The 26,117-nt window shown below is 33.7% G+C and carries 26 protein-coding genes; 17 read left to right on the top strand and 9 right to left on the bottom strand.

The window, feature by feature from the left end:
- The first annotated feature begins 161 nt into the window (after positions 1-161).
- The 3 genes from AAFU52_RS04785 (at position 162) to AAFU52_RS04775 (ending at position 6,007) form a co-directional block, all read left to right on the top strand.
- Positions 162-1,457 (top strand): cobyrinate a,c-diamide synthase, encoded by a 1,296-nt coding sequence (locus AAFU52_RS04785; RefSeq protein ID WP_438425713.1) that lies wholly within the window; start codon positions 162-164, stop codon positions 1,455-1,457.
- Positions 1,448-5,194, top strand: coding sequence for a cobaltochelatase subunit CobN (cobN, locus tag AAFU52_RS04780; protein WP_438425712.1), 3,747 nt, complete (start codon positions 1,448-1,450; stop codon positions 5,192-5,194). The genes AAFU52_RS04785 and cobN overlap by 10 nt, the downstream gene beginning before the upstream one ends.
- Positions 5,195-5,344: 150 nt before the next feature.
- A complete protein-coding gene (locus AAFU52_RS04775) occupies positions 5,345-6,007 on the top strand; it encodes a hypothetical protein (RefSeq protein WP_024771452.1) in 663 nt (220 codons plus the stop codon).
- Between the two features lie 230 nt (positions 6,008-6,237).
- On the opposite strand, the gene AAFU52_RS04770 is transcribed toward AAFU52_RS04775, so the two are convergent.
- The gene (locus AAFU52_RS04770; protein ID WP_438423984.1) at positions 6,238-7,311 is read right to left on the bottom strand and encodes an IS110 family transposase; all 1,074 of its coding nucleotides are present in this window, start codon (positions 7,309-7,311) and stop codon (positions 6,238-6,240) included.
- Between the two features lie 382 nt (positions 7,312-7,693).
- On the opposite strand from AAFU52_RS04770, the gene AAFU52_RS04765 reads away from it, so the two are divergent.
- The 9 genes from AAFU52_RS04765 to AAFU52_RS04725 all read left to right on the top strand — a co-directional run bounded on the left by AAFU52_RS04765 (position 7,694) and on the right by AAFU52_RS04725 (position 14,426).
- Positions 7,694-8,509 (top strand): AraC family transcriptional regulator, encoded by an 816-nt coding sequence (locus AAFU52_RS04765; RefSeq protein WP_438425711.1) that lies wholly within the window; start codon positions 7,694-7,696, stop codon positions 8,507-8,509.
- Positions 8,510-8,584: 75 nt separating this feature from the next.
- Positions 8,585-9,082 (top strand): VOC family protein, encoded by a 498-nt coding sequence (locus AAFU52_RS04760; protein WP_024771450.1) that lies wholly within the window; start codon positions 8,585-8,587, stop codon positions 9,080-9,082.
- A 334-nt stretch (positions 9,083-9,416) separates the two neighbouring features.
- The gene (locus AAFU52_RS04755) at positions 9,417-9,845 is read left to right on the top strand and encodes a hypothetical protein (protein WP_024771449.1); all 429 of its coding nucleotides are present in this window, start codon (positions 9,417-9,419) and stop codon (positions 9,843-9,845) included.
- Between the two features lie 192 nt (positions 9,846-10,037).
- A complete protein-coding gene (locus tag AAFU52_RS04750) occupies positions 10,038-10,793 on the top strand; it encodes a hypothetical protein (protein WP_024771448.1) in 756 nt (251 codons plus the stop codon).
- Between the two features lie 178 nt (positions 10,794-10,971).
- Complete coding sequence (locus AAFU52_RS04745; protein WP_024771447.1) at positions 10,972-12,309, top strand: dicarboxylate/amino acid:cation symporter; 1,338 nt, start codon at positions 10,972-10,974, stop codon at positions 12,307-12,309.
- A 47-nt stretch (positions 12,310-12,356) separates the two neighbouring features.
- Entirely contained in the window at positions 12,357-12,938 is a 582-nt protein-coding gene (locus tag AAFU52_RS04740; RefSeq protein ID WP_438425710.1) for a fibrobacter succinogenes major paralogous domain-containing protein, read from the top strand.
- A 296-nt stretch (positions 12,939-13,234) separates the two neighbouring features.
- On the top strand, positions 13,235-13,780 hold the full coding sequence (locus tag AAFU52_RS04735) for an RNA polymerase sigma factor (protein WP_438425709.1): 546 nt from the start codon (positions 13,235-13,237) through the stop codon (positions 13,778-13,780).
- Positions 13,777-14,193: a hypothetical protein gene (locus AAFU52_RS04730; protein ID WP_438425708.1), complete on the top strand. Its 417-nt coding sequence runs from the start codon at positions 13,777-13,779 to the stop codon at positions 14,191-14,193. Before AAFU52_RS04735 ends, AAFU52_RS04730 begins: the two co-directional genes overlap by 4 nt.
- A 14-nt stretch (positions 14,194-14,207) precedes the next feature.
- Positions 14,208-14,426 (top strand): hypothetical protein, encoded by a 219-nt coding sequence (locus tag AAFU52_RS04725; protein ID WP_438425707.1) that lies wholly within the window; start codon positions 14,208-14,210, stop codon positions 14,424-14,426.
- A 136-nt stretch (positions 14,427-14,562) separates the two neighbouring features.
- Here the strand turns inward: AAFU52_RS04725 and AAFU52_RS04720 are convergent, their stop codons facing one another.
- A complete protein-coding gene (locus AAFU52_RS04720; protein WP_438425706.1) occupies positions 14,563-15,429 on the bottom strand; it encodes a winged helix-turn-helix domain-containing protein in 867 nt (288 codons plus the stop codon).
- A 181-nt stretch (positions 15,430-15,610) separates the two neighbouring features.
- On the opposite strand from AAFU52_RS04720, the gene AAFU52_RS04715 reads away from it, so the two are divergent.
- The 5 genes from AAFU52_RS04715 (at position 15,611) to AAFU52_RS04695 (ending at position 20,967) form a co-directional block, all read left to right on the top strand.
- Complete coding sequence (locus tag AAFU52_RS04715; RefSeq protein ID WP_438425705.1) at positions 15,611-16,216, top strand: hypothetical protein; 606 nt, start codon at positions 15,611-15,613, stop codon at positions 16,214-16,216.
- A gap of 169 nt (positions 16,217-16,385) precedes the next feature.
- Entirely contained in the window at positions 16,386-17,453 is a 1,068-nt protein-coding gene (locus AAFU52_RS04710) for a helix-turn-helix domain-containing protein (protein WP_438425704.1), read from the top strand.
- Between the two features lie 63 nt (positions 17,454-17,516).
- Positions 17,517-18,665, top strand: coding sequence for an NAD-dependent epimerase/dehydratase family protein (locus AAFU52_RS04705; RefSeq protein ID WP_438425703.1), 1,149 nt, complete (start codon positions 17,517-17,519; stop codon positions 18,663-18,665).
- A gap of 503 nt (positions 18,666-19,168) precedes the next feature.
- Complete coding sequence (locus AAFU52_RS04700) at positions 19,169-20,293, top strand: helix-turn-helix domain-containing protein (RefSeq protein WP_438425702.1); 1,125 nt, start codon at positions 19,169-19,171, stop codon at positions 20,291-20,293.
- Positions 20,294-20,397: 104 nt separating this feature from the next.
- Complete coding sequence (locus AAFU52_RS04695; RefSeq protein WP_438425701.1) at positions 20,398-20,967, top strand: hypothetical protein; 570 nt, start codon at positions 20,398-20,400, stop codon at positions 20,965-20,967.
- Positions 20,968-21,110: 143 nt separating this feature from the next.
- Here the strand turns inward: AAFU52_RS04695 and AAFU52_RS04690 are convergent, their stop codons facing one another.
- From AAFU52_RS04690 to AAFU52_RS04660, 7 genes are all read right to left on the bottom strand, one after another.
- Entirely contained in the window at positions 21,111-21,560 is a 450-nt protein-coding gene (locus AAFU52_RS04690; RefSeq protein ID WP_438425700.1) for a tetratricopeptide repeat protein, read from the bottom strand.
- A 1-nt stretch (position 21,561) separates the two neighbouring features.
- The gene (locus AAFU52_RS04685; RefSeq protein ID WP_438425699.1) at positions 21,562-22,158 is read right to left on the bottom strand and encodes a superoxide dismutase; all 597 of its coding nucleotides are present in this window, start codon (positions 22,156-22,158) and stop codon (positions 21,562-21,564) included.
- 3 nt (positions 22,159-22,161) lie between these two features.
- Positions 22,162-22,338, bottom strand: coding sequence for a hypothetical protein (locus tag AAFU52_RS04680; RefSeq protein ID WP_438425698.1), 177 nt, complete (start codon positions 22,336-22,338; stop codon positions 22,162-22,164).
- A 347-nt stretch (positions 22,339-22,685) separates the two neighbouring features.
- Positions 22,686-23,624 carry a sirohydrochlorin chelatase gene (locus tag AAFU52_RS04675; RefSeq protein WP_438425697.1) on the bottom strand — a complete coding sequence of 313 codons (939 nt, stop codon included), beginning with the start codon at positions 23,622-23,624 and terminating at the stop codon, positions 22,686-22,688.
- Positions 23,625-23,701: 77 nt separating this feature from the next.
- Positions 23,702-24,424: a uroporphyrinogen-III C-methyltransferase gene (cobA, locus tag AAFU52_RS04670; protein WP_438425696.1), complete on the bottom strand. Its 723-nt coding sequence runs from the start codon at positions 24,422-24,424 to the stop codon at positions 23,702-23,704.
- A gap of 44 nt (positions 24,425-24,468) precedes the next feature.
- Complete coding sequence (locus tag AAFU52_RS04665) at positions 24,469-25,284, bottom strand: SDR family oxidoreductase (protein WP_438425695.1); 816 nt, start codon at positions 25,282-25,284, stop codon at positions 24,469-24,471.
- On the bottom strand, positions 25,271-26,092 hold the full coding sequence (locus AAFU52_RS04660) for a (2Fe-2S) ferredoxin domain-containing protein (RefSeq protein WP_438425694.1): 822 nt from the start codon (positions 26,090-26,092) through the stop codon (positions 25,271-25,273). Before AAFU52_RS04660 ends, AAFU52_RS04665 begins: the two co-directional genes overlap by 14 nt.
- Positions 26,093-26,117 lie beyond the last annotated feature (25 nt).

The raw sequence follows: 26,117 nt of genomic DNA, 5'->3' as shown, positions 1-26,117 counted from the left end.
AAAAAGAAATGTCGCCCCGAGCTTGTCGAAGGACATTCTTACAATAATTTACTTCGACAAGCTCAGCATGACAATGAATCGAAGAAATTACACCAATACAAAATTTATGATCTAACTTCTAACAGCGAAGCGATCTAAAATCTCAATTCTTTCTAAACCATATGTCCAAAGCATTTTTAATAGCTGCTCCGTGGAGTAATTCGGGAAAAACAACACTTACACTAGGGATGTCTCGTTGGTTTAGTAACCAGGGAAATACTGTGCAAACTTTTAAATGCGGACCCGACTATATTGATACGATTCATCACAGTACTGCTGCTCGAAAATCAGCTATAAATTTAGATACCGTGATGATGCCTGAGAAACATGTAAAAACTGTTTTTGAACATTATAGTGCGTCTGTCGATATTAGTATTATAGAAGGAGTGATGGGATTGTTCGATGGTGCAGTAAAGGATCGGGGAAGCTCGGCAGCGATAGCTAAATTATTGGATATTCCGGTAATCCTGGTGGTTAATGCCAGTGCTATGGCATATACGATTGCTCCAATCTTACACGGATTAAAAACTTTTGATCCCAAAGTTAAGATCGCGGGCGTTATTTTTAATTTTATAAAAACAGAATCACATTATGCCTTCCTTAAAGAAGCATGTGATACTGTAGGGATTCCATCTTTAGGATACATTCCACCGAATGAAGAAATTGCAATTCCCTCACGTCATTTGGGATTACATATCGATGGTACTTTTGAAAATGTTATTGAAAAAGCAGCCTCGCATATTGCAAAACATATATCGTTACTAACACTTTTAGAATATGCAAAAATAGTTCCTGAAATAGATCAAGAAGCATCGGATATTATAACTTCAGAAAAAAAATATAAGATAGCTATAGCAAAAGATGAGGCATTTACATTTACTTATCTTCAAAATCTAAAATGGTTAGAAGCTATTGGAGAAATCCTATATTTTAGCCCGATTCATGACCAGAAACTCCCTGAAGCAGATATGATATATCTGGCAGGAGGGTATCCTGAATTATATCTTGAAATGTTATCCGATAATATCGCAATGCGAAATCAGTTAAAAAAAGCTGCAGATCGGGGAGTAAAAATTCTGGCAGAATGTGGTGGGATGATGTATCTGGGGAATACCATTATTGATGAAGAAGGCAAGGAATACGATATGGTAGGAATATTTCCGTTTCGTACTTCTATGCAAAACAAAAAATTATCTTTAGGATATCGAAAAGTAGTGTGTAATGATTTAGAAATTTGGGGACACGAATTTCATTATTCCAAAGTAATGAACGATGATATCATACCCACTGTAGGGCAAGTCTTCTCGGCAAGAGAAAAAGAAGTTTCAACAAAAATATATCAACATCAAAACGTATACGCCAGCTACATTCATTTGTACTGGGCAGCGTTAGAAGAACCTGTAGATTTATGCATCTAATCGCAACCATACCCGGAGGGTGGAACCCCAATGATGATGGTATTTTTTATATCGATCAGCAACCGGGAGATATTGTATTTCTGAGTGCCGGAGATACCGAAATTCATACCTTAAATGAGGCGTATAAGGAACTACACGAAGCCGAAGGAAATAAATTACCTAGTTTGCGAATGACCAATCTGGTATATCTCAAACAAGAATTGACAATAGATACCTATCTCGAAGAAGTATTGAGTAAAGCCAAAGTTATTGTTTGTAGTATGCTAGGAGGAATTAGCTACTATACATATTTGGTAGAGTCCCTGGTGAATTTGCAAGAGCAAACGGGTAATACGATGTTATTTTTACCAGCTCATGAACCGGATTTTGAGCTAATGCAGTTGTCATCTGTCGACATACAAATTGTACATCAGTGTCGACAATATTTACAAGAAGGAGGAAAAGAAAATGCTGTTGCCCTATTTAATTATTTACGAACTCATTTCTTTGATATACAACTTCCGATTGTACCTGCTATAGGTATTGCAGATGTATTTTTGTATACTACAGCGTTAGGAATGACTACTCAAGAGGTTTTAGAAAGTACTATAGATACCTCCAAACCTAATGTGGCATTGTTAGGATATCGCACTCATTTTCTATCTGATAATATGGAGCCGTTACATGTGATGAGTGCAGCACTTCAGGAACGAGGAATAAATGCCTTTGTGGTTTTTGCCAGCAATCTGCGAGATCCTAAATTATTAGATCAGGTACAAGCATTAATGACACATAACGGGAATCGTGATGTGCATACCATTATTAATACTACAGGGTTTACGATCAAACCCATGGATGGTTCAGCGTTTATCTTCGAAAAACTTAAAATTCCCGTTTTGCAAGCCATATTTTCTACTGCTAATAAGCAAGTATGGGAAGAAGGACTCTTTGGGTTACCTCCTACAGATATTGCTATGAATATCGCCTTACCCGAAATTGACGGAAGAATTATTGGTCGTGCAGTTTCGTTTAAAAAAGAAATTAGTAAAGATGCACTTACCGATAGCTCTATTTTAAAATATGAGGCTCATATTCCTGCCTGCGATTTTATGGCAGAATTAGCTCAGCGCTGGGCAGCATTACAGTATAAAAAGAATATAGATAAAAAGGTAGCGGTCATTTTACCAAATTACCCCAATAAGGACAGTCGTCTTGCAAACGGAGTAGGTCTCGATACACCCGAAAGTTGTATTGTTTTATTAAATACGCTTAAAGCGGAAGGGTATAATGTAGGAGAACAATTACCAAAGAGTGGTACAGAGCTAATGCATTGGATTACACAGGTGACCACTAATGATGTTACGACCACAATGACCAGGCCGCATGCATTGACTTTTGATCGAGCAGATTTTGATATATGTTTTTCGGCATTATCTTCAGCATTACAGGATAAAGTAACAGCACAATGGGGGAAACCAGAAGATGATCCGTATTATACCGGTGATGGATTTATAGTATCTGGATTTTTATTGGGAAATATCTTTGTGAGTATTCAACCTTCCAGAGGGTATAATCAGGACCCACAGACAATCTATCATTCTCCTGATCTGCCACCAACCTATCAATATCTTGCCTATTACTTTTGGTTACAACAAAACTATCAGGCAGATGCAGTGATCCATTTAGGAAAACACGGAAACCTGGAGTGGTTACCCGGAAAAAGTGTGTCACTAGATCCCGAAACTTGCTTTCCTGCAGCCGTATTTGGAGCATTACCACATTTTTACCCGTTTATCATTAATGACCCGGGAGAAGGAACACAGGCAAAACGACGCAATCAGGCAGTGATCATAGATCATTTAATTCCGCCGATGACCCGTGCAGAAAGTTACGGTAGTCTAATGAAACTGGAACATCTGGTAGATGAATATTATGAAGCAGCTACCTTAGATCCCAAACGATCACGTGTATTAGAAAAAGAAATAGCTGATCTGGTTACGCAAACCAAATTAAATGTGGATTTGGGAATCGCCTCAGACGATGTAGATGAATTATTAGTCAAATTAGACGGATATTTATGTGAATTAAAAGAAGCACAGATTAGAGATGGGCTCCATATTTTTGGAAAGGCTCCTGTAGATGAACAGCTCATTGATTTGTTAATAGCATTACATCGCGTACCAGGATATCAACAGGAAGGAATCACACAAGCATTGGCCAAAGATTTAGGAATCACCAAAAACATTCTAGAGGTTGCTTATACAGAATCTATGGAGTTGACTATTGAAGGTGTTTTTTGTAAAACGGCAGGGCATGTGACTCAACAATTAGAAAGTATTGCAAAAAGACAATTGATTACGTATTTAGAAAAAGAAATCCTTGCCGAAGAGTATCCTTTCTTGAATCAAATAGTACGACATATAAAATCTACTACTTTAGTTGCGGTAGAACAAACTACAGACGAACTTGAGTATTTATTAGGAGGTCTTAATGGATGCTATGTTCCCTCTGGGCCATCGGGAGCACCAACACGAGGTCGATTGGATTTGTTGCCTACCGGAAGAAATTTTTATTCTGTAGATGTACGTACCATTCCTACCGAAACAGCTTACCGTTTGGGAGAGAAAAGCGCACAGCTCATTATTGATCGATATTTGCAGGAAAATGGTGATTACCCAGAAACCATTGGAGTTTCGGTATGGGGAACCTCTACCATGCGTACAGGGGGCGATGATATTGCACAAGCATTTGTATTAATGGGAGTACGCCCGTTATGGAAAAATGCCAATCGCAGAGTTACTGATTTTGAGGTAATTCCCTTAATAAGATTAGGAAGACCCAGAGTAGATGTTACATTACGGATCTCAGGGTTTTTTAGAGACGCATTTCCAGATGTAATCAATCTGTTTAATGCGGTGGTAACGCGTTTGGCAAATCTGGATGAACCTATAGAAGATAATCCAATCAGAAAACGATTTTTGATAGAACAATCACAATGGCAGGAGCAAGGATTACCACAAGAGGAAGCTTCGCAACGTGCTTTATATCGTGTGTTTGGTTCTAAGCCGGGAGCATACGGAGCAGGACTGCAAGCAGTAATCGATGAGAAGAACTGGCAAACCCAGGAAGATCTTGCCAAAGTATATATCAATTGGAGTGGATATGCCTACGGCAATTCTAAAAAAGGAGTTTCTGCACATGAATCGTTTCAATATCGATTACAAGCGATGCAGATTGTAATGCAAAACCAGGATAACAGGGAGCATGATATTTTGGATAGTGATGATTACTACCAATTTCATGGGGGATTGGCCAATGCCGTAAAAACTGTAAAAGGTAATGAAGCCGAAATCTATTTTGGAGATCATTCCCGACCAGAAACCCCCAAGGTAAAAACACTGAAAGAAGAATTACTAAAAGTATACCGCTCACGGGTAATTAATCCCAAATGGATTGCCGGAGTACAACGGCATGGGTATAAAGGAGCTTTTGAGATGGCTGCCACTTTAGATTATCTGTTTGCCTATGATGCTACGACAAATCTGATTGATGATTTTATGTATGAAGGAATTACAGAAAGCTATTTGTTAACTCCTGAAAACAAAGAATTTATTACCCAAAACAATCCCTGGGCATTAAAAGATATGAGTGAACGCTTGTTGGAAGCTATACAACGAGGGATGTGGGCAAACCCTTCTGATGAGGTTAAAAGACAATTAGAAGAGTTGTATATGGAAGGTGAAGGATTAACAGAGTAAGTATATCTTCTTTTAGGCTAACAGGTTAATGTCGTAGATCGGGCAAAAACCAGTAGATTTGTAAATAAACATACATGGAATATAAAGAACATATATCCTTTATAACATTGTTGTAGGTAATTTGAACCAACCGCCAGAAGTTAAAACCGAATGAATGAAGTTTTAAAAATATTATCCCTAATTATATTGATGAATTTTGGTTGTAACGCGCAAAACAATGAACCATCTGAATTTATTCCAAAAGGATATGTAGAGTTTGACAAATATTTTGGAGACCTTAATAAAGATGGAAAAGATGACTGCGTACTTGTAATTAAGAAAACCGATACAAGTAATGTGGTTATAAATCGTTTTGACAAAACAGTTAACAGAAATAGGCGCGGAATAATTGTGTTATTTAAAAATGCGAATGGTTATCAACTTACCGATAAAAATTACAATTGTTTTTCATCCGAAAATGAAGATGGTGGAGTTTATTTCCCACCTGAATTATGGATTGAAATTAAAAATGAAAAATTGCATGTGCATTATGGACACGGCAGATACGGATATTGGGATTACACCTTCAGATTTCAAAAATCTAATTTTGAATTAATTGGATATGATTCTAGTAGTAATCGTGGTCCAATCACAAATAGAGAAACAAGCATTAACTTCTTGACAAAAAAGAAACTAATTAGAGAAAATACCAATGAGGATGCGGAAAGCGGAGATGAGATATTTAAGGAAACTTGGAGTAATATTGAAATAGAAAATCTAATCAAACTGTCTGAAATAAAAGACTTTGATGAATTAGACATGTATAATTATTGATTAAAAAACTACCTGCAACAATGGCTATAATTAATACGGGTTTTGGTGGTTAAGTCAAAGTTTGGTGTGTTTTTATGAAGTCCGCCAAATCTTTTTGATTTGGTTTTAGAACAAAAAAGATAAAACAAAATAAAAAGTTTTGGCTAAGAGCTTAAACGGAAATTAATTGCCTTTTAATCCCGTACTAATCATAGGTACTGTGTCAAAAAACAAGTTTTTTATTTAAAATATTAGGAAACAAATTGAGCAATCAAATTGTTATCCTGCGCAGCAAGAGTTCTATGCTTTTGCTGCTTTTTATTTTCATATTCTAAATCATAATCTTTTTCGTTTTTCCAAAGGGTGTACATCAGTATCAAAAGTTTTCTCTGAACCGCTATTAAGGCCACTAATGGCTTTGCTTTTTTTGGCTTAAGTCTATTGTAGAATTGCTTTAATGTGGGGTTACAACGCACGCAAGTCATTGATGGCATGTGCAAAACAGCTCTGATGTGACTGTTTCCTCTTTTACTAATCCTTGTTTTGCCTTTAAAATTGCCTGATTCTCGTAGCACTATATCATAACCAGCATAACTAGCTAGTTGTTTTGCATTTGCTATGGAATCAAAACCTAAGGTCTCACCAATAACGGTTGCTGCAGATATAAACGATATACCAGGAATACTAATCATAAAACCAATCTTTCTTTTCAGCTCTTCACTCTTCATTACCAGTTCTTGCATCTCTTCTTCTATCAATTCTATTTGGGTTAGAAGAAGCTTCAATCTGTTCTTATGTCGTTTTAAAGATTTTGAATTATGATAAACACTCGATGCAATAGCTCCTTGACGGTTGGTCTCAACGGTCTTATCCTTAAGTAAAGAACTACGCTCTCTGCTTAATAGCTTTAATGTCTGTAATTCTTTACTCGGTGGATGCCAAAGACGTATTGTCCTTTCTAAGCCTAGCATACTAAGCATTCTACTATCTAGTGCATCTGTCTTTGAACGTTGATCTAAACTCTGTGCATAACGCTTAACCCTACCTGATTGCATGATACAAACATCATAACCTTGGGTATATAAATAATGGGCTATACCCTGATGATAAACCCCTGTAGCTTCCATTACAATCAACATAGTTACATTGGAATCAACAGACTCCTTTAACCATCTCAAAAGCTCCTTATAACCTGAAATAGAATTAGAAACATCTGAATGAAAGGTAAAATCTTTCTTTAAATCCGATGTTAAATAACCTAAGGATAAGGATAATGTCTGTTTTGAAACATCAATTCCTAAACACTGCTTTAGTCTCTTTTCCATAAAACATATAATTTAATAGCTCCTATTCTCTTCTGCATCTTTGCTCGCATTTGATTCGACCTCTATAATATTAGGATCTAGGTACTGTTCAGATTCTAAGAAAATATAATAGAGAAAGGGTTCTATAATGCGATATCACCTTTGATGTATCTTGACGAGAAATCTATAACTCTAATATGTAAGCTTGTTTATTATAACTAAGCTAATCCTTTTAAATTATTAGCTTAGGAAGAGTATTGAACCTATGAAACGATATCTTTTAAAGTATCAAGCCGAGACTCGAAATCACTCTTCCTATATTAACTAATTAACGTATATTCATACATAGAAACAAACATACGAGCCGAGACGTTGTGTTTCACTTAAGAAAAAGAAACAGTTCATGAATTATCAAACTTTTCAGCCTCATCCAGATTTAGAATCGCTAATTAGTTGTTATTGGACTTTGGAAGTTCCTGCAGCAGAGGATACCCAAAGACAACGAATAATTCCTGATGGTACAATCGAAATGGCATTTATACTTGGAGATGATATAAAACGATATACTACCGAAGATAATTTCATTATACAACCTCGTTCAATGGTGCTAGGACAAACCATTGCCCCTTTTTATATAGAGCCAACAGGATATGTTAACACATTTGCAATTCGTTTTTATCCTTATGGTTTTGCCAATTTTGTAACTGTACCAATCAGAACGTTGGCAAACAAGGAAACGCCAATAGAAATGTTATTTGGAGAAAAAACCGCCAAAAAATTAGAACAAGACATAATTCAAGCAACAGATACAAAACAAAGAATAGAGATCATCGAATTTTTTCTTCTAAATAAACTCAGTGAGCAGGTCACAGTCGACAATATTGTTAAAACAACTATAGATACTCTTTTGTCAACAAAGGGGAGTACATCTATACGTGATATTCTTAAAGAAGATGTATCCGAAAGGAGACAACTAGAAAGAATGTTCGTAAAACAAATAGGGATCAGCCCGAAACAGTTAGGTAAAGTAATTCGGTTACAAAGCGCTCTAAAAATGTTGCTTAACGAAGAAGGAGAAAGCCTCACTAATATTGCTTACGAAAGTGAATACTACGACCAGGCGCATTTTATCAAAGATTTTAAGGAGTTTACAGGAATTAGCCCAAAAGAGTTTTTAGGGAATGAAAACATGACGCTTTCTTCTATTTTCTACAAATGAATTAAATCTGTCGCATTTTTACAATTTCGATTCTCATTTACAGTTTAACTTTACCTCTACATTTAATTAGTAAACATGAGAAGAACAATATGTAGTCTTTTTACTGCACTATTAATCTTGGGCTTTACTGCTTGTAATAGCACAGATAAACCCGAATTAGAAAGACAGAAAAATGATTCAACAATAAATCAAAGTGCAAAAGCCATGAAAAGTTATGTTTCAATTTTTGAAATTCCAGCAACAGACATTTTACGAGCAATCGAATTTTATCAGGCAATTTTGGATATTAACATAGAGAAAATGGAAATGCCAGGTATGGAAATGGGCATACTTCCATACGAAGGGCAGATGGTTACTGGTGTTATTATGAAAGGAGAAGGTTTCCAACCTTCGGCAGATGGTGTGACTATATACCTAAATGGTGGAGATAACCTTCAGGTAATTCTTGATAAAGTCGAGAAAAATAGCGGTAAAATCATTGTTCCCAAAACACCTCATGCCGATGAAAGCGGATATTTCGCAATGTTTCTTGATTCTGAAGGAAATAAAATGGGGTTACATTCCCCAAACTAATTAAACCCGGATTATGCATTAGAAAATCTATTACGCCTTGTAACTACTTCAAAATATACCGTTGCACTACATTTTTCAGTTTAACCGTAGCGATGCTATGCTAAAACTAAAAAAAATGCCATATTTCATAGTACTTTCAAGTCTCATAACGAAGTTTTAATGCATAATCGGGTTGAAGAAAAAAGCGAACGCAAAACAAGATATAAAAGCAAAAGCGGTTCGAGTACAAACTCGAACTGCTTTTTGTGTTTAAATAGGTATATTGCTATTTAAAAGCAAGTGCTTTTAGACAAAACAGTTACTAATAATAGTAAACAAAAATATCAAACTGAATATGCAAATAACATTAGAATATTGGAATACTTTAGCTAACCAAACTATTCTGATAAGCTCTTTATTGAGTGGTTTTTCTATTACCGTAGTTGCTAATCTATTAGTTTCTGACAAGAAAGATAAACTAACTAATAAAATTTTAAAGTCTGCAACGTTATCTGCTGGTTGTTTTCTCGTCACTGTATTTGCAATGATACAAATCTCAATGATGACTACACCAGGAGGATATTTAAAGGATGTGGTGACAAAAGACTTTTTAATTCCTAGAATAATTGGATTACTGACTTTTATGATTGGACTCTTTTCTCTAACGGTTATGATTTCATTATCGGGATGGACAAAATCAAAAAAAATCGGAATATTTACAACTGCTGTTGGAATATTAACATTGCTACTAATTTTTACAACAATGACAAGAATAAGTTTTTAATCAAGGGTAATGCACTAAACAAAATTATAAACACAAAATATGAGCAGCACAAAACATCATGATGAGCGTATTGCGAAAATGACATTTGCTTGGGTGTATCCACATTATCTTGCCTAAATCGACTTATCTTGTTGAACTGTAACGTTTTGATGTAATTGTACTCTTATATTTAACCAGTTAAATATAAACGTCATGCAAGCATCAATCAAAAAAAACAAATCGTCATTTTATTCAAACCTCCTTTTTTTACTATTTCTGTTTTTCTTCTCTAGTACTATTTTTGCACAGAAAGAACAGCTTTGGTTTGGAACCTACACAGATGAGAACGGAAAAGTGCATCAAGGTAGGTATAACATAATCAAGGACGGTAGGGCTTTAACTAGCATCATTCTCGCTCCGTATGGAAAACCTCCAATGGAATTCACAGTTATCAAAAACGATACAGTTCAAAGATTCGTAGAGATTTCTTGGCCCAATAAGCCTAAACGAATAGCAACTCTTATTCAATATACAGATGGTTATTATGCGGGAAATTTTGAAGACGGAACAAAAATACTCCCTATGGTCATTAAAGAATTTAACTTTCAAGATGCACAATTACAAGGGAACTGGTTTAAGCCTAGTGAAATTGAAGTGAAAATTATAGAAAACACGATTAAACTACTTGGGTCTACAGAAGGTTGGAATAAAAACGATACTAGAGTATGTGAATCTAATAACACCTATAGCTTATTCTGTGCACTCTATGAATCATCTATTATTATTGATGGAGAATATCGTCATTTAAGGCCTGCGGTAAAATTTGTTAGGGATGCTATACAAGAAAAATATCCTAAAAAATATGACCATGTTCTAGTGGATTTTAATAATGCAGCAGAAATATCTCTAAAGGAATTACATGAAATTTTAAAATTAGCGAAAGAAAATCTGATTAAAGCTATAAAATAACTATTGTATAGATGTCATAGTAGTAGCATGATTAATCGAAGGTTCTCGTATATTTGTTGTAGTGTTAGATTTTAGAAAGAAAAAGATATAAAATCAATACAGAGTCGTTGATAGCTTGGTAACATTTTGCGCTACTACGTCACAAACTGCCGTTGGCAAACATTTCATAAATCACACCATGCTAGAAATCAGACCTCTTAATAATTTATCAGTTTATTTGGACCGCCTTATAAAAGGCCGTTTATGGCTTAAGGTAATTATTGGTTTGATTTTAGGTGCTGGGGTTGGCATCGTAATCAACCCGTCTACTGGGTTTGTTCCAGAGAATTTTAGCTTATTATTAGCCAATTGGCTCGACTTACCAGGTCAAATATTTATGAGGTTAGTTCAAATGATTATGATCCCCCTAATATTTGCTTCTATTATTTCGGGAATTGTAGGGAACACATCTGAGAATCTTAAAGCCTTTGGGATAAAGCTGTTATTGTATTTTGTTTTCACTACAGTCATCGCTATCACTATTGGCTTGATCGTCACATTCATCATGAAACCCGGCCAATATGTTTTCAAGCTGGGGGGATTTCCAAACAGCGGAGAAAAACTAATTGAAGCCAATGAACAGACGAACCTGATCGAAAACATTCCAGATACTATTTCTAAGCTCATCCCAAATAATCCACTGGAGTCTATCTTAATGGGAGAAATGCTTGGAGTAGTAATATTTACCATAATAATTGGTGTTGCGATTACCCAGCTCAATCATGACACAGCAAGGCCTATCATTCGTTTTGTCGAAGCGATTCAGAAGATTTGCATGATTGTAATTTCATGGGCGATGATGCTTGTGCCATATGCTGTATTTGGTTTAATAGCAGCCTTGTTATCTAAAATTGGCATTGAAATATTTCTTGGTTTAGGTTACTATATGATAGTCGTTATTCTGGGCTTGATCCTCTTAATGATATTCTATTTAATAATGGTATTCGCTTTCACACGTAAGAATCCTTTGAAATTTTTAAACTTGATCCGTGAACCTCAGCTATTAGCATTTTCTACCGCTAGTTCTGCAGCTGTTATGCCGGTATCTATGAAAACAGCAGATGAAAAATTAGGGGTATCCTCTAATATTAGTGACTTTGTTATTCCTGTTGGGGCAACGATAAATATGGATGGTACTGCTCTATTTCAATGTGTAACCACTTTATTTATGGCACAAGCTTATGGCATTGAGCTGTCGGTGATAAACTTAATATTAATAACCACTACAGTTGTAGCCGCGTCCATCGGAACGCCTGCTATTCCAGGAGGAGGTGTTATCATTCTTGCATCTGTGCTACAGAGCGCAGGAATTCCAATAGATGGACTAATTATTATTATTGGTATAGATAGAATTTTAGGAATGTTTAGAACAGCAGTTAATGTGACTGGAGACCTAACTGCAAGCGTAATTTTCAATAAGTTTTATGGCTCGGATAAAAATATAAAACATTTGCCAACAAAAAATAGATACCACTAAAACAAGTGACTGTTAAAACTGTTGTGTTTCATTAGAAAAACTAACATATGAATAAATTATTTTTTGGATTTTTTCTTTTCTACATAATTATTAGTTGCAAAAGTGAAACAGCAAAATTAATTGATATTGATGGAAATCGATATTCAATAATGAAGTATGGGGAAACTTTTTGGATGACTGAAAATCTCAAAGTTAGACGAGATATAAATGAAAACAATATAGAATATTTTTTCCCTGATGGAGATTCAACTAATGTTCAATTGTATGGGTTGTTATATGATTTCGAAACTGCTTGTAAGGTATGCCCTCAAGGTTGGAGACTACCAAACAACAAGGATTGGGAAAAACTATTTAATTTTTCAAAAGATAATGTAGCGGGCAATTATAAAGATAAACAGTTTTGGAAAGGAGAAATAAATTCAAACAGTAGTAGATTTTCTATAAGACCTTCCGGAATAGGAAATAATGAGGAACATCCAAATAATTTTAATGAAAACACATTATTTTGGTCAAATTCTAAAGAAGATAAACATTTTATTTGGACATATATTTTAGAAAAAGGTAAAGATAAAATCAGAAAGGCATCACAACATCCAACTTATGCTTTTTCAATAAGATGTATTAAATAAATTGAGGAACAAAACATAAGGCTGTTTAAAACTGATTATTATTAGTACAATCTTACTTAGGAAAATCCACGAGGGTTTTCTATTCAGTTTGTAATTGCTAAATTAAGTACCTAAAACATTTGTTCCTACTTTTAAGTTCAAACTCTTTTTTACTGCATAGTTTCTATATGTTAGGCAGTAAAAAGAATCAATCCACCATAAATGGTGTTGTCCTTTTTTTGAAAAAAAACACAAAAAATGCAATAGATTAAAAAAGTATCGTCTTTCTAATTGAAGACCCTTCATAAAAGGTTTTAATGAATTTGGAATCAGAAAACAGTAAAAAGCTTACCGATTTTTTTGGAAGAGAATATGAATCTCTCAAGAGGTATGTGAAAACCAAAATAAGTGACACAGCCAATCGGGATGCTGAAGATATCATCCAGGATGTTGCTTTAAAATTATTTTCGGGAGCAGATCGATATGCTCCAATAAATAATGTAGCTGGTTTCGTTTACAGATCGATAAAAAATAAAATTATTGATGTGATGCGAACCACAAAAAAGACAAATTCGATTGACATTGATAAAGATTTATTAGAATTAGCTGAGGTATTGCACCAATCAACCGACAATTACACTTCGGATCAAATGATAGTAGTGTTAAAAAAGTGCATAGAACAGCTAAAACCAGCCTACAAAGATATTATCATAGCTGTAGATTTTGAAGGGTATTCATATAGAGAAATTTCGACTAAAACAGGAATTTCTATAGGAACACTAATGTCTAGAAGGCATAGAGCAATAGGAATATTATATAAAAAAATAGAAGTAGAGATTAATAAAAATAAAAATATATCATGACAAATTTTTTCACTCATAAATTCAGAAAAAAGTCACCAATAGAGATTGTAGGAATAATCATTTTTGGTGCAATTGCAATAACAGGATTAGCCATTTTATTCGGCTTCGTCATTATGTGGTTATGGAATTGGCTTATGCCCGAGATTTTTGGACTGACTACTCTTACCTATTGGCAGGCTGTCGGAGTATTTATATTACTAAAAATATTTCTTGGAGGTTGTGGTAGTGGTAGTAGTAAAAAATCATCAAAAGATTCAAATGACGCTTGTAAAAAAGATTCGAAAACTGATTTTTCAAAATGGAAATACTATGATAAGTTTTGGAAAGAAGAAGGTGATGAATATTACAAACAATATATCGAACGACAATCAAATCAAGTGGAAGAGGACACTTCGAAACCAGAATCAGAATAACACTAAATTTCAATATGGAATTACTAATATTTCGAACAGATATTAAATCAAAGAAAAAAGTTAAATCATTAAAACCAGTGCTTAACAATCATTCAGATATTATTAAATGGTCAATTGATCTCGAAGATATAGACAATGTACTTAGAATTGAGGCTACAACTAATTTATCAGAAGTGGATGTTATTGATCTGGTACAAGTACAAGGTTTTTTTATCAAAACATTATCGGATTAAAACTACCAGTATAAAAGCCAGTTGTAAACAATTCAGGAAATAGATTTTATAAAACGTAAGTTGGATGTAAGAAAACTAGATCAGTTCGAATGTTTTATTGCATCCAACTTACGTTTAAAAAGTGAAATAATGATACTTATGGTTTTATCTCTAACTTATACCCTATACCATGAATGTTTATTAGTTTAATTGCCTCGTCGTCTTTTAACTTTTTACGCAGTTTAGAAATATATGTGTCCAGACTTCTCCCTACGATTACGCCATTGTCTTCCCATACTTTTTTAATCAATTCATCTCGCTTAACAATTTGATTAGGATGTGCTACAAAAATCTCTAGCAGTTCACATTCTTTTTTTGAAAGACTAACTTCAACAGTTTGTTTAATCAATTTATGTTGCTCAGGATAAAACTGAAAGCTACCTATGGATATATAGCTTGCGTCATTTTTATTGTTAACATGAAGTTTCTTTCTTCTATATAAAACCAACAAAAGAAGTATAAACACAATAAAAAGTAACCCATAGATTAACGTCTGTTTACTGAAGTCACTGGACTGGGGGTAGGTAAATCGTACTTCGATAGTATAACAACCTTTTGGTAAAAACCTTCCGCCACAAGGAATAATATCTCTAGCAATATCATCCCTTATTAGGAAGCTATATGGAACTTCTTTATCAAAACATTGCAATACTTCAACACGATATTGCTCTGGCAATCCAGCTTTTTGAAAACTTTTTTTTATAATAGAAACCAAATCACTGGGATCAAATGAAAGTGAATTTTCAAAAGAAAGTTGATACTTTGATTTTTCTAATGCCATTATAGGTAAAACCAAAGAAGTACTATCTTGATTGGTTAACAATAATTGATTTCCAACATCGCGTAATGCAATTTTCACTAGTTCTGAAAACTCATCTGTTTGCTCTTTTATGTTAGAGAACCCCATAATGAGAAAAATAATCCCCAATAAAATTCCTAATACATATATCTTTTTGTTCTCCATACATTACAAATAACATACAATCTTATGAGATTTTACAGTAGTTGACACTTCTTTGACACTTTTTTGACACTTTTAATCGTAGTTCGATTTAGCTTTACTAAAAATAAAAATAATATAAGAAAAATCATAGGTATGCATATCCTTATCATCATCATAAAGAACAAATTAAAATAATCAAAAAATGAACAAATTTATAATTGTATTTATAGTACTATTAAGTGCAGGTTGTACTAAAAACAATCAGGAAGGAAATATAGAGAAAGAGACTTTCCAAATTGATCCGCTCAAAACAGCAACTGTTAGCAAAATGGATGATCCTTATTCGTTAGCGTTAAAAATCGATACCATAGATAAGGATGAGTACAGCCTCATTGTTTCGATTGATCTATATGATAAGTCCTTTTTTGTATCTCCGCATTCCAACGGTAATTTTATGGGTCGTTTCGCTCTTTCATTAAGTGAAACTAAGAATCTTGCTATGAAAGACTCTATTGTAGAATTCCCAAAGGCGTTAGAAAGTTATGATCCTTTTAGTGACAGGCAGGTAAACTTTGTAAAACGGAACACCACCTACACCCAGAAACTCACCGTTGGCTCGCAAAAAGATTTTGAAGTAAGTGGTTGGATCAAATTTGTCATTGAACCACGCTGTACCATGGAAAAAGTAAAATTCGTTATTTCACAACGTTCAGGAGTTTTATCTGTGAAAGAACTAGATAGATCAGCTTACTTTGGGATTTTTTCGGATATGGTATGCGATGTATATGGCCCAAACAAGAAAAAGTAAAACTTGATGAGAATGTGTAAAAACCTATTATAATTCTGAAAATAGATATAAAGGAATGTTGTACTAAGTTATTAGAGTTAAAAATTTCTTGAAATTAAAGATGAAATCATATTATCTTTCTCTAATTTTTAATAATACCTAGTAACTTAGACCAAAATCTATAATAAAAATGTCTAATGTATTAGTCGTGATTTTAGGAATTGGATCTATTCAAAGTATTTTATTTGCGATACTCATTGTATTGAAAAAGAAAAGAAAATCATCTGATCTAATTTTATTGACTTGGTTTTTAGTGTTTTCTATCCATTTATTATTAGGGATAGGTAAAAGCTCATACCTAACCGGTATAACCGGGATATTAATAGCAACAATTAGCTTTTTGCACGGTCCCTTTTTTCTGTTTTATACCAAATCCTTATTTAATCAATATATTACTAAAGCCAATCTTTTACATTTTTTGCCATTTGTAATTTTTACCTTTTTCAGTTTTTTTATTAGGCAGGAATCAGAATTATTATGGGAAATAATAATTCTAATTGCAAAATTGATTTCTCTAACTTTTTATCCATTGTACATACTATATTCCTATTATAAAACAGATAAGTTTTTTAAAACCCATAAAGCTGATAGTAGTATGCTTGAGCTCTCCTGGGTTAGAATTATTGCAATTTTATTCCTTATAAGCATAGGAATTAGTCTTATAAGATTAGCAATAGAACTTTTGGTGGGAGTAGCGTATTTTGAAGTTTGGGATGTTTTACGGTATGTTATTCTCGTAACTGTGATCGGGTTTTATGGGTTGAAATATGGAATGGTATACCGCCCTGAAGTACCTTTTGATGCTAGAACTGATAAAAAGAAATATAAACATAGTCCGCTTAAAAACGATGAGATAATTATGTTTATAGATTCTATTAATCGTTTTTTCGAGGAAAATAAAGCATATTTACATCCCGATTTTTCATTAGCTGTTTTGTCAGAATCTGTAAATATTCCTAAGCATCATCTTTCTGAAATCATAAATTCTGAAATGAATACTACTTTTTATGATTTAGTCAATACCAAAAGAGTAGCGTATGCTATAGACAGAATAAAAGAGGGGGATGAATTAAATTTAACTTTAGAAGGTATAGGCTATGAGTGCGGGTTTAACTCTAAATCGGCTTTCTTTCATCATTTTAAAAAACATACAGGAAAAACTCCAGGACAATTCAAAAAAGAAATAAGTACTGATTAATTAAGAAGTTCTGCTATTCTCTTACTTGCCCCCATATTTGTATTCTAACATAAGATGAATTACATGGATAAAAGAGATTTTATTAAAACTTTGGGGATCGCTTCAACCATTACTTTTTTAAACCCAATAGCTGCTTCGGGATTTAAAATGTTTGGTGATATCAATAAAAAAGTACTTATCCTTGGAGGTAGAGGATTTTTGGGCCCTACTATTGTCGAAACATTCTTGGCATCAGGCTATGAAGTAACATTATTAAACAGAGGAAAAACCAATCCCGAACTTTTTAAATATTTACCCGTTATCATTTGTGACCGGGAAAAAGAAAATAAGGAAGGACTTAAAAATATTGATAAAAAACATAAAGAAACCTATTGGGATGTTGTTGTAGATACGTGGCAAAAGTCTCCAAAAGCTGTTTCAGATTTCCTTGAAGAGTTTAAAGGGCAATTTGGCCATTATCACTACATATCTACTATATCTGTTTATGACAAATGGGACAAAAAGTTTATTGAAGAATCAGAACCCTTAAACCCTCTGCCAAAATTCCCAAAAACAATAGGCGAAGATTTTAGATATGCCATAAGAAAAACATTCGCTGAAGAAGCCATTAGAGAACGGATGGATAATTTTACGATATATAGATCTCATGGGATGAAAAGTTTTAGAGTTACTCGCCCAGGTGATCCAAATGCAGAGCCTTTCTGGCCGATTAGATTTTATAGAGGAGGAGAAATACTATTGCCAAATGTTCGTAATCATCACATGCAGGTTACAGATGTAAAAAGTTTGGCAAACTTTATCGTTCATTGTTCAGAATCAAAGATATATGGTGCATTCAATGTCGCTTCTAATCCAACTCCTTTTAAAGATTATGTATCCAGTCTCATTCATGCTACAGATATGCCTAAAAAATTGCATTGGATTGATGGGGATTTTCTTATAAAAAATGGGATTCTTCCTTATAAAATAATGCCTTTATGGAGGTCAAGACCTGTAGGGGCGTATTATTTTAATGTTCAGAAAGCAATCAATGCAGGGTTAGTAAATCGTCCTATGGTTGAAATGATATCTGATCAATTAGAAGGATACAAAAGCAGATACCCAAAAAATGATATAGCATTTGGAGAAATGATTCAAGGAAAACAAATAAAATACTATAGCGCTAGAAAAGAAAAGGGAATCATAAAAAACTGGTTGTCTAGAACAAAATAAACCTTCTGAAAGCATAGATAAAAACAACGAGTGAATACACTTATAACACCCTCTTGTCAAGAAGGGGGTGCCCCATATCGATATGGGGTCAAACCCAGCCAAAGGTAGTTCGAAGTATTACATTAATTCTTCGAGCTGATCCTTTAATTCTTCGAAGTGATAGATTAACGCTTTGAAGCCGTATAATAAGGAGTAAAAGTGGTCATTTAAAGGTTTTTTGCGATGTTTTTAGAGGTAACGACCCCAAAAAAGGTAGTTCGAACTACCTTTTTAATCCTTCTAACTACTTTGGGAGCCCTTCGAAGTAACTTGTGAGCTGTTTAGAAGTAGCACTTCGACAGCTCGAGCTAGTATTTTGATCCAATCAATCACCTTGTTTATCATAGGGAGCACCTTGATAAGGTATAGACAAGACCTATGCAAGGCCTTAGTAGATAAAAACTGCAACATTATTTTGTTTTTAATAGTCTTAATTAAAAAACCTGTACTGTTAAAAATAAGTAATGAAACTTCTTGTAGATTTTGTTTTAGTTGGAGGTGTTATTGTTATAGCAATACTGTTATTGCTATTGATAAAGTCAAAGAAGAAACAATTGTCGCAAAAAATACTAATTGTATTTTTTGCCTTTCTGGTATGTGTTATCCTATGTTTTTATGCTTTGCTACATGATATTCTTTGGTTGTTTCGAATCTGTTTTATTCCCAATGATGTGACTGTTTTGGTGGTAGGCCCATTATTACTTTTGTATATAAAATCGTTATTCTTAAAAGAAGAAAGTCTGATAAAGAATTCGCTTCCACATTTTATTCCGGCGGTATTATATACTGTCTTTATTGCAGTTCCAACATTGTTATACGGGATGTTTAGTATAGATGGATTGTCATATATACTATCAGATTTTATATATTTTTTTATAAGAATTGGAGATTTATATTTGATATTATACCTTATTATTTCACTGCGATTATTATCAAAGTATAGGAGATTGATAAAATCTAACTATTCAAACTTAACTCGATATGATTTTAATTGGATAAGGATTATGCTACAGGGGGCACTGTGTATTATTAGTATTGATGTAATACTCAAAATTTATGAATCATTTTATGGTGATTTTGATTGGAATGTGGATTTTGTTTCTGTAATAACAATGGTTGTTCTAATTTCATTTTTGGGATATTATGGGGTGAATCAATCTAAGGTGTTATTGCCAGATTATATATTAGAAGAAAATCAATTCACTACCAATAAGTCAAAAAATACTTTACCGAGTTTTAAGAAAGAAGAATTTGAAATATTAAAAAGCAAATTAGAATTCGTTTTAGTAACAAATCGTCCCTATTTGGATGAAGATTTAACTTTAGGGAAATTAGCGAATCAAATTTCTACGACAGATAAAAAACTCTCTATGTTGTTAAATCAATACATGAATACTACTTTCTATGATTTAATTAATACGTATCGAATTAACGTAGTAAAAGAAAAAATACAGTCAGATTTGTATGACAATTATAGTCTATTTGGGATTGCATGTGAGTGTGGTTTTAAGTCAAGAACTAGTTTTAATAGGATTTTTAAAAAAGAAACAGGACTCTCTCCTTCGGTTTATAAAAAGCAATTTTTATAAGATTAGTGTCTTTTTTTTGAAAAAGAGCACCACTGCATCTATCGGTCAATCAAAGCGCTTATAAATTCATTGATTTGTTATTGAATTTATAAACTTATAATACAATGAAAAAAATCATATTCACTTTGGGCTTTTGTGCGTTTACTCTATTTGCGAAATCTCAAAATGCTAGTGTAGAGCAATCAACATTTGGAATACAAACCGGATTTGCAGGATTCTGGATATACAATGAGTTAAAACTATCAAATCAAATAGCACTGAGAAGTGAGTTAGGTTTTGATGCCCGAAATGGGAAGAGTGATTTTTATCCAGACACAGGTTTTTTATTAACTACTGTAGTTACTCTAGAACCTCGCTGGTATTATAATTTAGCTAAACGCGAAAGTAAATCAAAACGCATAGATGGGAATAGCGGTAATTTCTTTTCTTTAAAAACTAGTTTGCATCATTCTGATCTGCTAATTGTTTTGGATAATGATGAAGATACCAAAATAGTAACCGATCTATCTATAATTCCAACCTGGGGAATTAGAAGAAATATAGGAAAGCATTTTAATTATGAAGCTGGAGTTGGAGTCGGGTACATTCATTATTTTTCTAAAAATGCCGGATTCTCAAAAGATAAAGGCGAGACCGCTATAAATTTACACTTGCGTATTGGTTATCGATTTTAATAGATAATAGCATAACAAAAATAGCCGTTTTTAAGTATTGCTAAACTGCTATTTTACTTAGGTGAGTTTGATATAATAACTATTGATTTTAACAAATAGTAATTGAATCCAGATATTATATCAAACTCACGTTTTTGGTAGTATTAATTACTTTCTATTAACTGTTCTTTTAATACGGTAAATAATAGTTCCTGTTGTTTTCTGTCTCCTCCATTTTCCTTCACAAAATTTATATAGGCAATGGTAGCTCTTTTTAGTTCTGTTTTAATTTCATTTATGTTTAAATCGTCATTACCAGACAAGTGTAAAAGGTAGTAAACGACTCTTTTAAGTGTGTTTTCAGCCTCTTCATACTGTTTCAATTCTTTATAGGTATTAGCAATGTTATTACAAGAAATGATATATATCTGTATAAATGGAATATTATCCCGAATACAATCTGACTGATTTATATTTAATATTTCAGCTCTGTATAGAGCGTTTTTATATCCTAATAATGCTTCGTCGAGTTTACCTTTATTAAACAGAATGTTAGAAGTTGTTATTTTGGCTTTCCAATAATTTTCAATTTGATTAGTGCATAATTCGCTCATCTTATTTTAGATTTTGATTAGCAAAACTCCAGTTTACAATCTCCCAAAAACTCTCTACAAATTTTGGGCGTGCATTACGATAATCTATATAATATGCATGTTCCCAGACATCAAGTGTTAGGATAGGAGTTTTATTTTCAATTATAGGTGTTTGAGCATCTTTCAAGGATAGAATTTCTAATTTTCCTTCCTGGTTTTGTACAAGCCAGGTCCAGCCTGCACCAAATAATTTAATGGCACTGGTAGAAAATTGTTCTTTAAATTTTTCGAATGTTTCAAAATCTCTTTCGATAAGTTTTTTGATCTCCCCGTGTGGTTTTTTCCCTTCATCTGGAGATAAACAATGCCAGAAGAAGCTATGATTCCAGTGTTGTGCAGCGTTATTGAAAAGCAGAGTATCATTATGTTGAAACCCGTATTGGATTATTTCTTGTACCGTGACATCTACTAATGGAGTATCTTTTATCAATGTATTTAAATTGTTTACATATGCTGCATGATGTTTTCCATAATGGTAATCAAAAGTTTCTTCTGTAATTATGGGTTCAAGTGATTTTTTATCATACGGTAGGTCTGGTAATTGTTGTGTGATCTTCATGGTTTAATTTTTGTATTTGTATCTTTTTGTTTTTAAAACCTTTATTGCTTTGGTTATTTCTGTGATTTTTGATAATTCTGAAATTCCTTTTCTAATATCTTTCTGCAGAAGATTTTGATTCATGACTTCACGGTTTAACTGCCGTTTCTTCATTTCTAATAGTTCAATAACGTAGTCCATGTGTAAATATATAATTTATTAGTTATATAAAACTAAAAAAGTTAGCCTTAACTAACAAGTTATATTTTACAAATATTTTTATAATATGCATAGCATTATAATTACATATAATGATAGATGTAGAAGGGAAGAATATTTTTATTTAGAGTGGTGATAATTAGTCTCTAATGAGATAGTAGCGCTTTAAGAAGAGACAAAAGCGAATGGAGTCATCTCAAAACAATACCAGAGTACGTAGGATGGCTTAGTAAAAGCGAATTAATATTATTCTGTAAGGCTTGTATTGTACGTATGCTAAGTTTGGAGTGTTATTTTCAATAGAATTTATAGGAATGGATTTCAAAGATCTAGATTCCCAATACTTTCTTGATTTTGCTACCTAATGAGTTTTTTACTTCACCTGGTTTCTCATCTTCTTCAAAAAGGATACCTTTTACGTTGAGGTGGTGCCCTACTTGTTCTTTACCATAATCTTGCTCAAATCCTACTACTTGCTTTCTATATTTACAAAGTTGGCAGTTCATATGAGCAGTACCGCTTTTGGCTTCTTCTAAGCGTTCGTCAAATGCTTTCATTAATAATTCATCGGTACCAAAAGGATCTGTATAGATATATTCTAGGGTAGAAGATGTATTCATATCGGTGACATGACCATAAATACGTTCTAGTAATACTCCTGTAAAAAAGAAAAAAGGAATAACGATAGTTCGTTTAAATCCTAATTTTTCAATCATTTGTAACGATTCATCAACTTTGGGATAGGCTGTTCCGCTGTATGCAGTGGTAGCAAATCCGAATCCCATTCCTTCCCAGAGCATACTGGTTAGCTTACATACATCACTATTGGCATCGGGGTCAGTTGTCCCTCTACCCACAACCACCAGGCAGGTTTCTTTTCGATCTAGTTTAGATAAGGTAGCCTCTGTCTCTTCGATTCGCTTTACTGCAAGATCCAGCAAAAAGGAATTGACACCGATATGCTTTCCCATGGCAATAGTTAGATCCTTATGATAACTTTGAATGGTGTTCAATTCATAAGGGATATCATTTTTTGCATGAGACCCGGCAAATAAAATAACCGGGAGTGCATATATTTTTCGGATTCCATTAAGGTACATGCGCTCTACAGCAGCTTCGTAAGTGGGATGATTAAACTCTAAAAACCCATAATCTACTTCATAGTCACTCTCATAACGTTCTTTTAGGATACTTACTAGCCGTTTAAAAGAAGTAATAGCAGCTTCTCTACGGCTTCCATGTCCACAAAGTAATATTCCTTCTTTCATTGTCTTTATTTATAAATTGAATTGTCGATTATAGTTAAAAATGGATTCCAGTCTGTAGAGGAATACCAAGCATTAATTTACCGAATTGGATTAGCTCCAATAAGTAACACCACAGGCATTTGCAATGTACTGTTTTTGATCTGTTCTTGTATACTACCTAGCGTACCTGTTATAATTTGCTGATTGGACCTCGATACATTAGAAGCTGCATTAACGGGGATAGTATCATCCTCGCAGACCTCTAAAAGCTTAGGAATAATTCTATGCAAACTTTTAAGCCCCATATATATTGAGATGGTATTTCCAGCTTTGAGCATATGCGCAATCCCGGTGAGTTGCTCAAAAGAATAATCAGCTGTATGTGCCGTGCATATCAGCATGGCATTGGATTTATTTCTTTCGGTAATTGGAATATTAAAAATATTTGCGGCTGCCAGTGCTGCAGAAATACCCGGAATCACCTCAAAAGGAACATTTTTTTCTGTTAGATATCGTGCTTCCTCAGCTGCTCTTCCGTAGACATAAGGATCACCAGATTTAAGACGAACTACTTTTTTACCTTTCTGATAATGAGTATAGAGTAATTCATTGATTTTTTGTTGCCGTTCTATTTGATCAGAAGTATCTCCAAATTTGCGTCCCACATATACTTTTTCTCCAATAGTATTGATCGCTAAAATAGTATCTGAAACGAGGTTATCATGAAGAATCACATCTGCTTCTTTGATAAGGCGAGATGCTTTTACAGTTAATAATTCTGGATCTCCCGGACCAGCACCTACTATGGCTACAACATTCATTTTTAAACGTTTAAATTTTTAGCTATTATTTAATAATGCTTGTTTTATATTAATTTTAAAGGATCAGGATGGATATAAGAATAGCCTAAAAGTGTTTTACTTTTGGCATTAGAGATAATCTTATATGCTTGCTTTTCTTGTTTGATAAAAGTAGGAGGGGTAAGCCCTATTTTTTGTGCAGCAAGTGTATAGTATTCTTTTCGTATCGGATGCTGATCTGCGCAACCATTTATAATTTCTCCCCAAGCCTCTTTTTCGATAACCGCATTAATTAACCCAATACAATCTTCTCTATGGATTACATTAATAGGAACATCTCCATTTTGCACTTCTTTTTTATTAGCAAGAAATCGGCCTGGTAATCGATCATCACCAATAAGACCAGATAGCCGGATAATGGTTACTCTATTTTCAAATTGTTTTTGCAATAGTCGCTCTACAGCGGCAACTGCTTTTCCTGATTCTTTTTCTGGTGCAATATTCAATGTTTCAGTTACCTCTCCATTAGTATTTTGATATACCGAAGTAGAGCTGATAAAGATTATTTTTTGAGTTTCAGAAATAAAGGGAAGTATACTTTTTATTTGGTCTTGGTATATTTCTATAATATTAGAGATTCGTTTAGGAGGGAAATTGATAATGACAATTTCGCTTCCTGATAGAAAATCTATATATTCTTTTTCTGAAGATTTTCCAAGTGTAAAAAGGTGAGGTATAATACCTTCTGCTTTTAGCTTCTCGATTTTACTTTCTGTAGTGGTAGACCCTTTTACCGTATCTCCGTTGGCAATTCGATCTATTGCCAATGGTAATCCTAACCATCCGCAACCTAATATACTTATATGTTTAGACTTCTTCACTGATTCTAATATGGTTTGGTGACATCCCTAGGTAAATAGTAAGAATATGCTCCCAGGTCACTGTATCCTCTTCTTTTATCCAAAATGTTACCAGGTGTTTTCCTTTTTTATTTTTCAAGCGTATTGCCTTGGTAAAGATAGTAGATTTTTTAAGCCAGATCACCTCTGCAACACTTACTTTACGATCGGCTATCTCATCAGAAATATCTTTTGGGATTCCGGCAATAGTTAATTGTAACTGAAGCTCTTCTCCGGTAACTTTGACTTCATAATCATCGGTGTAATCTACCAGGTGAGGCGATTTTATTTCAATTGCAGCTGTGTCGTATTGTTGCACAGCAATAGATTTAGGTTCTTGAAATAAGTACTTAAATAATGGATAAAGGTGTTGATCAGAAGCAAAAGATCGGGCTACTAAGGCTTCTCCTAATGCTGTGTCTGTTTTATCTTTAAAAGTAACAGGAGCAATGGTTTTTTCATTCTCGGTTAATAAGACCGACCATCCTTCTTTATATAATAAGTATTCTTCTACAGGTTGATCTTCTTCTAAGTGAGATTTCAGAATTGAAACAGCTTTATCAGGAGTCAGGTTTTTATACCAAAAATTACCAGGTTGTACGATCCAGGTTGGTGCATCTTCACATCGACCATTACATTTTGTTTTAATAGTATGAGTAGCATCCCAAAGCCCTTTGTTACGAAGATATGCTCTGGCTTCACGTATAGCGATTTCACCTTTTGCTTTTTTGCAAGACCCTCCATCACAAAACTGAAAGGTGGTGTTTACTTTACTTAAATTTTTCCCCATAATTAAAAGAAATTAAAAACAGGAA

It is taken from the genome of Aquimarina macrocephali, assembly GCF_051627225.1.
Taxonomy (GTDB): domain Bacteria; phylum Bacteroidota; class Bacteroidia; order Flavobacteriales; family Flavobacteriaceae; genus Aquimarina; species Aquimarina macrocephali.
The sequence above is the reverse complement of the archived record's forward strand: the minus strand, read 5'-3'. Positions and strand labels throughout refer to the sequence as shown.

What these genes read in the sequence shown, in the direction of transcription:
- AAFU52_RS04680 (WP_438425698.1), bottom strand. Translation starts at nt 22,338, where the DNA reads ATGGACTACGTTATTGAACTATTAGAAATGAAGAAACGGCAGTTAAAC.
- cobA (WP_438425696.1), bottom strand. Translation starts at nt 24,424, where the DNA reads ATGAATGTTGTAGCCATAGTAGGTGCTGGTCCGGGAGATCCAGAATTA.
- AAFU52_RS04785 (WP_438425713.1), top strand. Translation starts at nt 162, where the DNA reads ATGTCCAAAGCATTTTTAATAGCTGCTCCGTGGAGTAATTCGGGAAAA.
- AAFU52_RS04675 (WP_438425697.1), bottom strand. Translation starts at nt 23,624, where the DNA reads ATGAAAGAAGGAATATTACTTTGTGGACATGGAAGCCGTAGAGAAGCT.
- AAFU52_RS04705 (WP_438425703.1), top strand. Translation starts at nt 17,517, where the DNA reads ATGGATAAAAGAGATTTTATTAAAACTTTGGGGATCGCTTCAACCATT.
- AAFU52_RS04755 (WP_024771449.1), top strand. Translation starts at nt 9,417, where the DNA reads ATGCAAATAACATTAGAATATTGGAATACTTTAGCTAACCAAACTATT.
- AAFU52_RS04710 (WP_438425704.1), top strand. Translation starts at nt 16,386, where the DNA reads ATGTCTAATGTATTAGTCGTGATTTTAGGAATTGGATCTATTCAAAGT.
- AAFU52_RS04760 (WP_024771450.1), top strand. Translation starts at nt 8,585, where the DNA reads ATGAGAAGAACAATATGTAGTCTTTTTACTGCACTATTAATCTTGGGC.
- AAFU52_RS04715 (WP_438425705.1), top strand. Translation starts at nt 15,611, where the DNA reads ATGAACAAATTTATAATTGTATTTATAGTACTATTAAGTGCAGGTTGT.
- AAFU52_RS04660 (WP_438425694.1), bottom strand. Translation starts at nt 26,092, where the DNA reads ATGGGGAAAAATTTAAGTAAAGTAAACACCACCTTTCAGTTTTGTGAT.
- cobN (WP_438425712.1), top strand. Translation starts at nt 1,448, where the DNA reads ATGCATCTAATCGCAACCATACCCGGAGGGTGGAACCCCAATGATGAT.
- AAFU52_RS04735 (WP_438425709.1), top strand. Translation starts at nt 13,235, where the DNA reads ATGAATTTGGAATCAGAAAACAGTAAAAAGCTTACCGATTTTTTTGGA.
- AAFU52_RS04720 (WP_438425706.1), bottom strand. Translation starts at nt 15,429, where the DNA reads ATGGAGAACAAAAAGATATATGTATTAGGAATTTTATTGGGGATTATT.
- AAFU52_RS04695 (WP_438425701.1), top strand. Translation starts at nt 20,398, where the DNA reads ATGAAAAAAATCATATTCACTTTGGGCTTTTGTGCGTTTACTCTATTT.
- AAFU52_RS04775 (WP_024771452.1), top strand. Translation starts at nt 5,345, where the DNA reads ATGAATGAAGTTTTAAAAATATTATCCCTAATTATATTGATGAATTTT.
- AAFU52_RS04685 (WP_438425699.1), bottom strand. Translation starts at nt 22,158, where the DNA reads ATGAAGATCACACAACAATTACCAGACCTACCGTATGATAAAAAATCA.
- AAFU52_RS04745 (WP_024771447.1), top strand. Translation starts at nt 10,972, where the DNA reads ATGCTAGAAATCAGACCTCTTAATAATTTATCAGTTTATTTGGACCGC.
- AAFU52_RS04690 (WP_438425700.1), bottom strand. Translation starts at nt 21,560, where the DNA reads ATGAGCGAATTATGCACTAATCAAATTGAAAATTATTGGAAAGCCAAA.
- AAFU52_RS04770 (WP_438423984.1), bottom strand. Translation starts at nt 7,311, where the DNA reads ATGGAAAAGAGACTAAAGCAGTGTTTAGGAATTGATGTTTCAAAACAG.
- AAFU52_RS04765 (WP_438425711.1), top strand. Translation starts at nt 7,694, where the DNA reads ATGAATTATCAAACTTTTCAGCCTCATCCAGATTTAGAATCGCTAATT.
- AAFU52_RS04740 (WP_438425710.1), top strand. Translation starts at nt 12,357, where the DNA reads ATGAATAAATTATTTTTTGGATTTTTTCTTTTCTACATAATTATTAGT.
- AAFU52_RS04750 (WP_024771448.1), top strand. Translation starts at nt 10,038, where the DNA reads ATGCAAGCATCAATCAAAAAAAACAAATCGTCATTTTATTCAAACCTC.
- AAFU52_RS04700 (WP_438425702.1), top strand. Translation starts at nt 19,169, where the DNA reads ATGAAACTTCTTGTAGATTTTGTTTTAGTTGGAGGTGTTATTGTTATA.
- AAFU52_RS04730 (WP_438425708.1), top strand. Translation starts at nt 13,777, where the DNA reads ATGACAAATTTTTTCACTCATAAATTCAGAAAAAAGTCACCAATAGAG.
- AAFU52_RS04725 (WP_438425707.1), top strand. Translation starts at nt 14,208, where the DNA reads ATGGAATTACTAATATTTCGAACAGATATTAAATCAAAGAAAAAAGTT.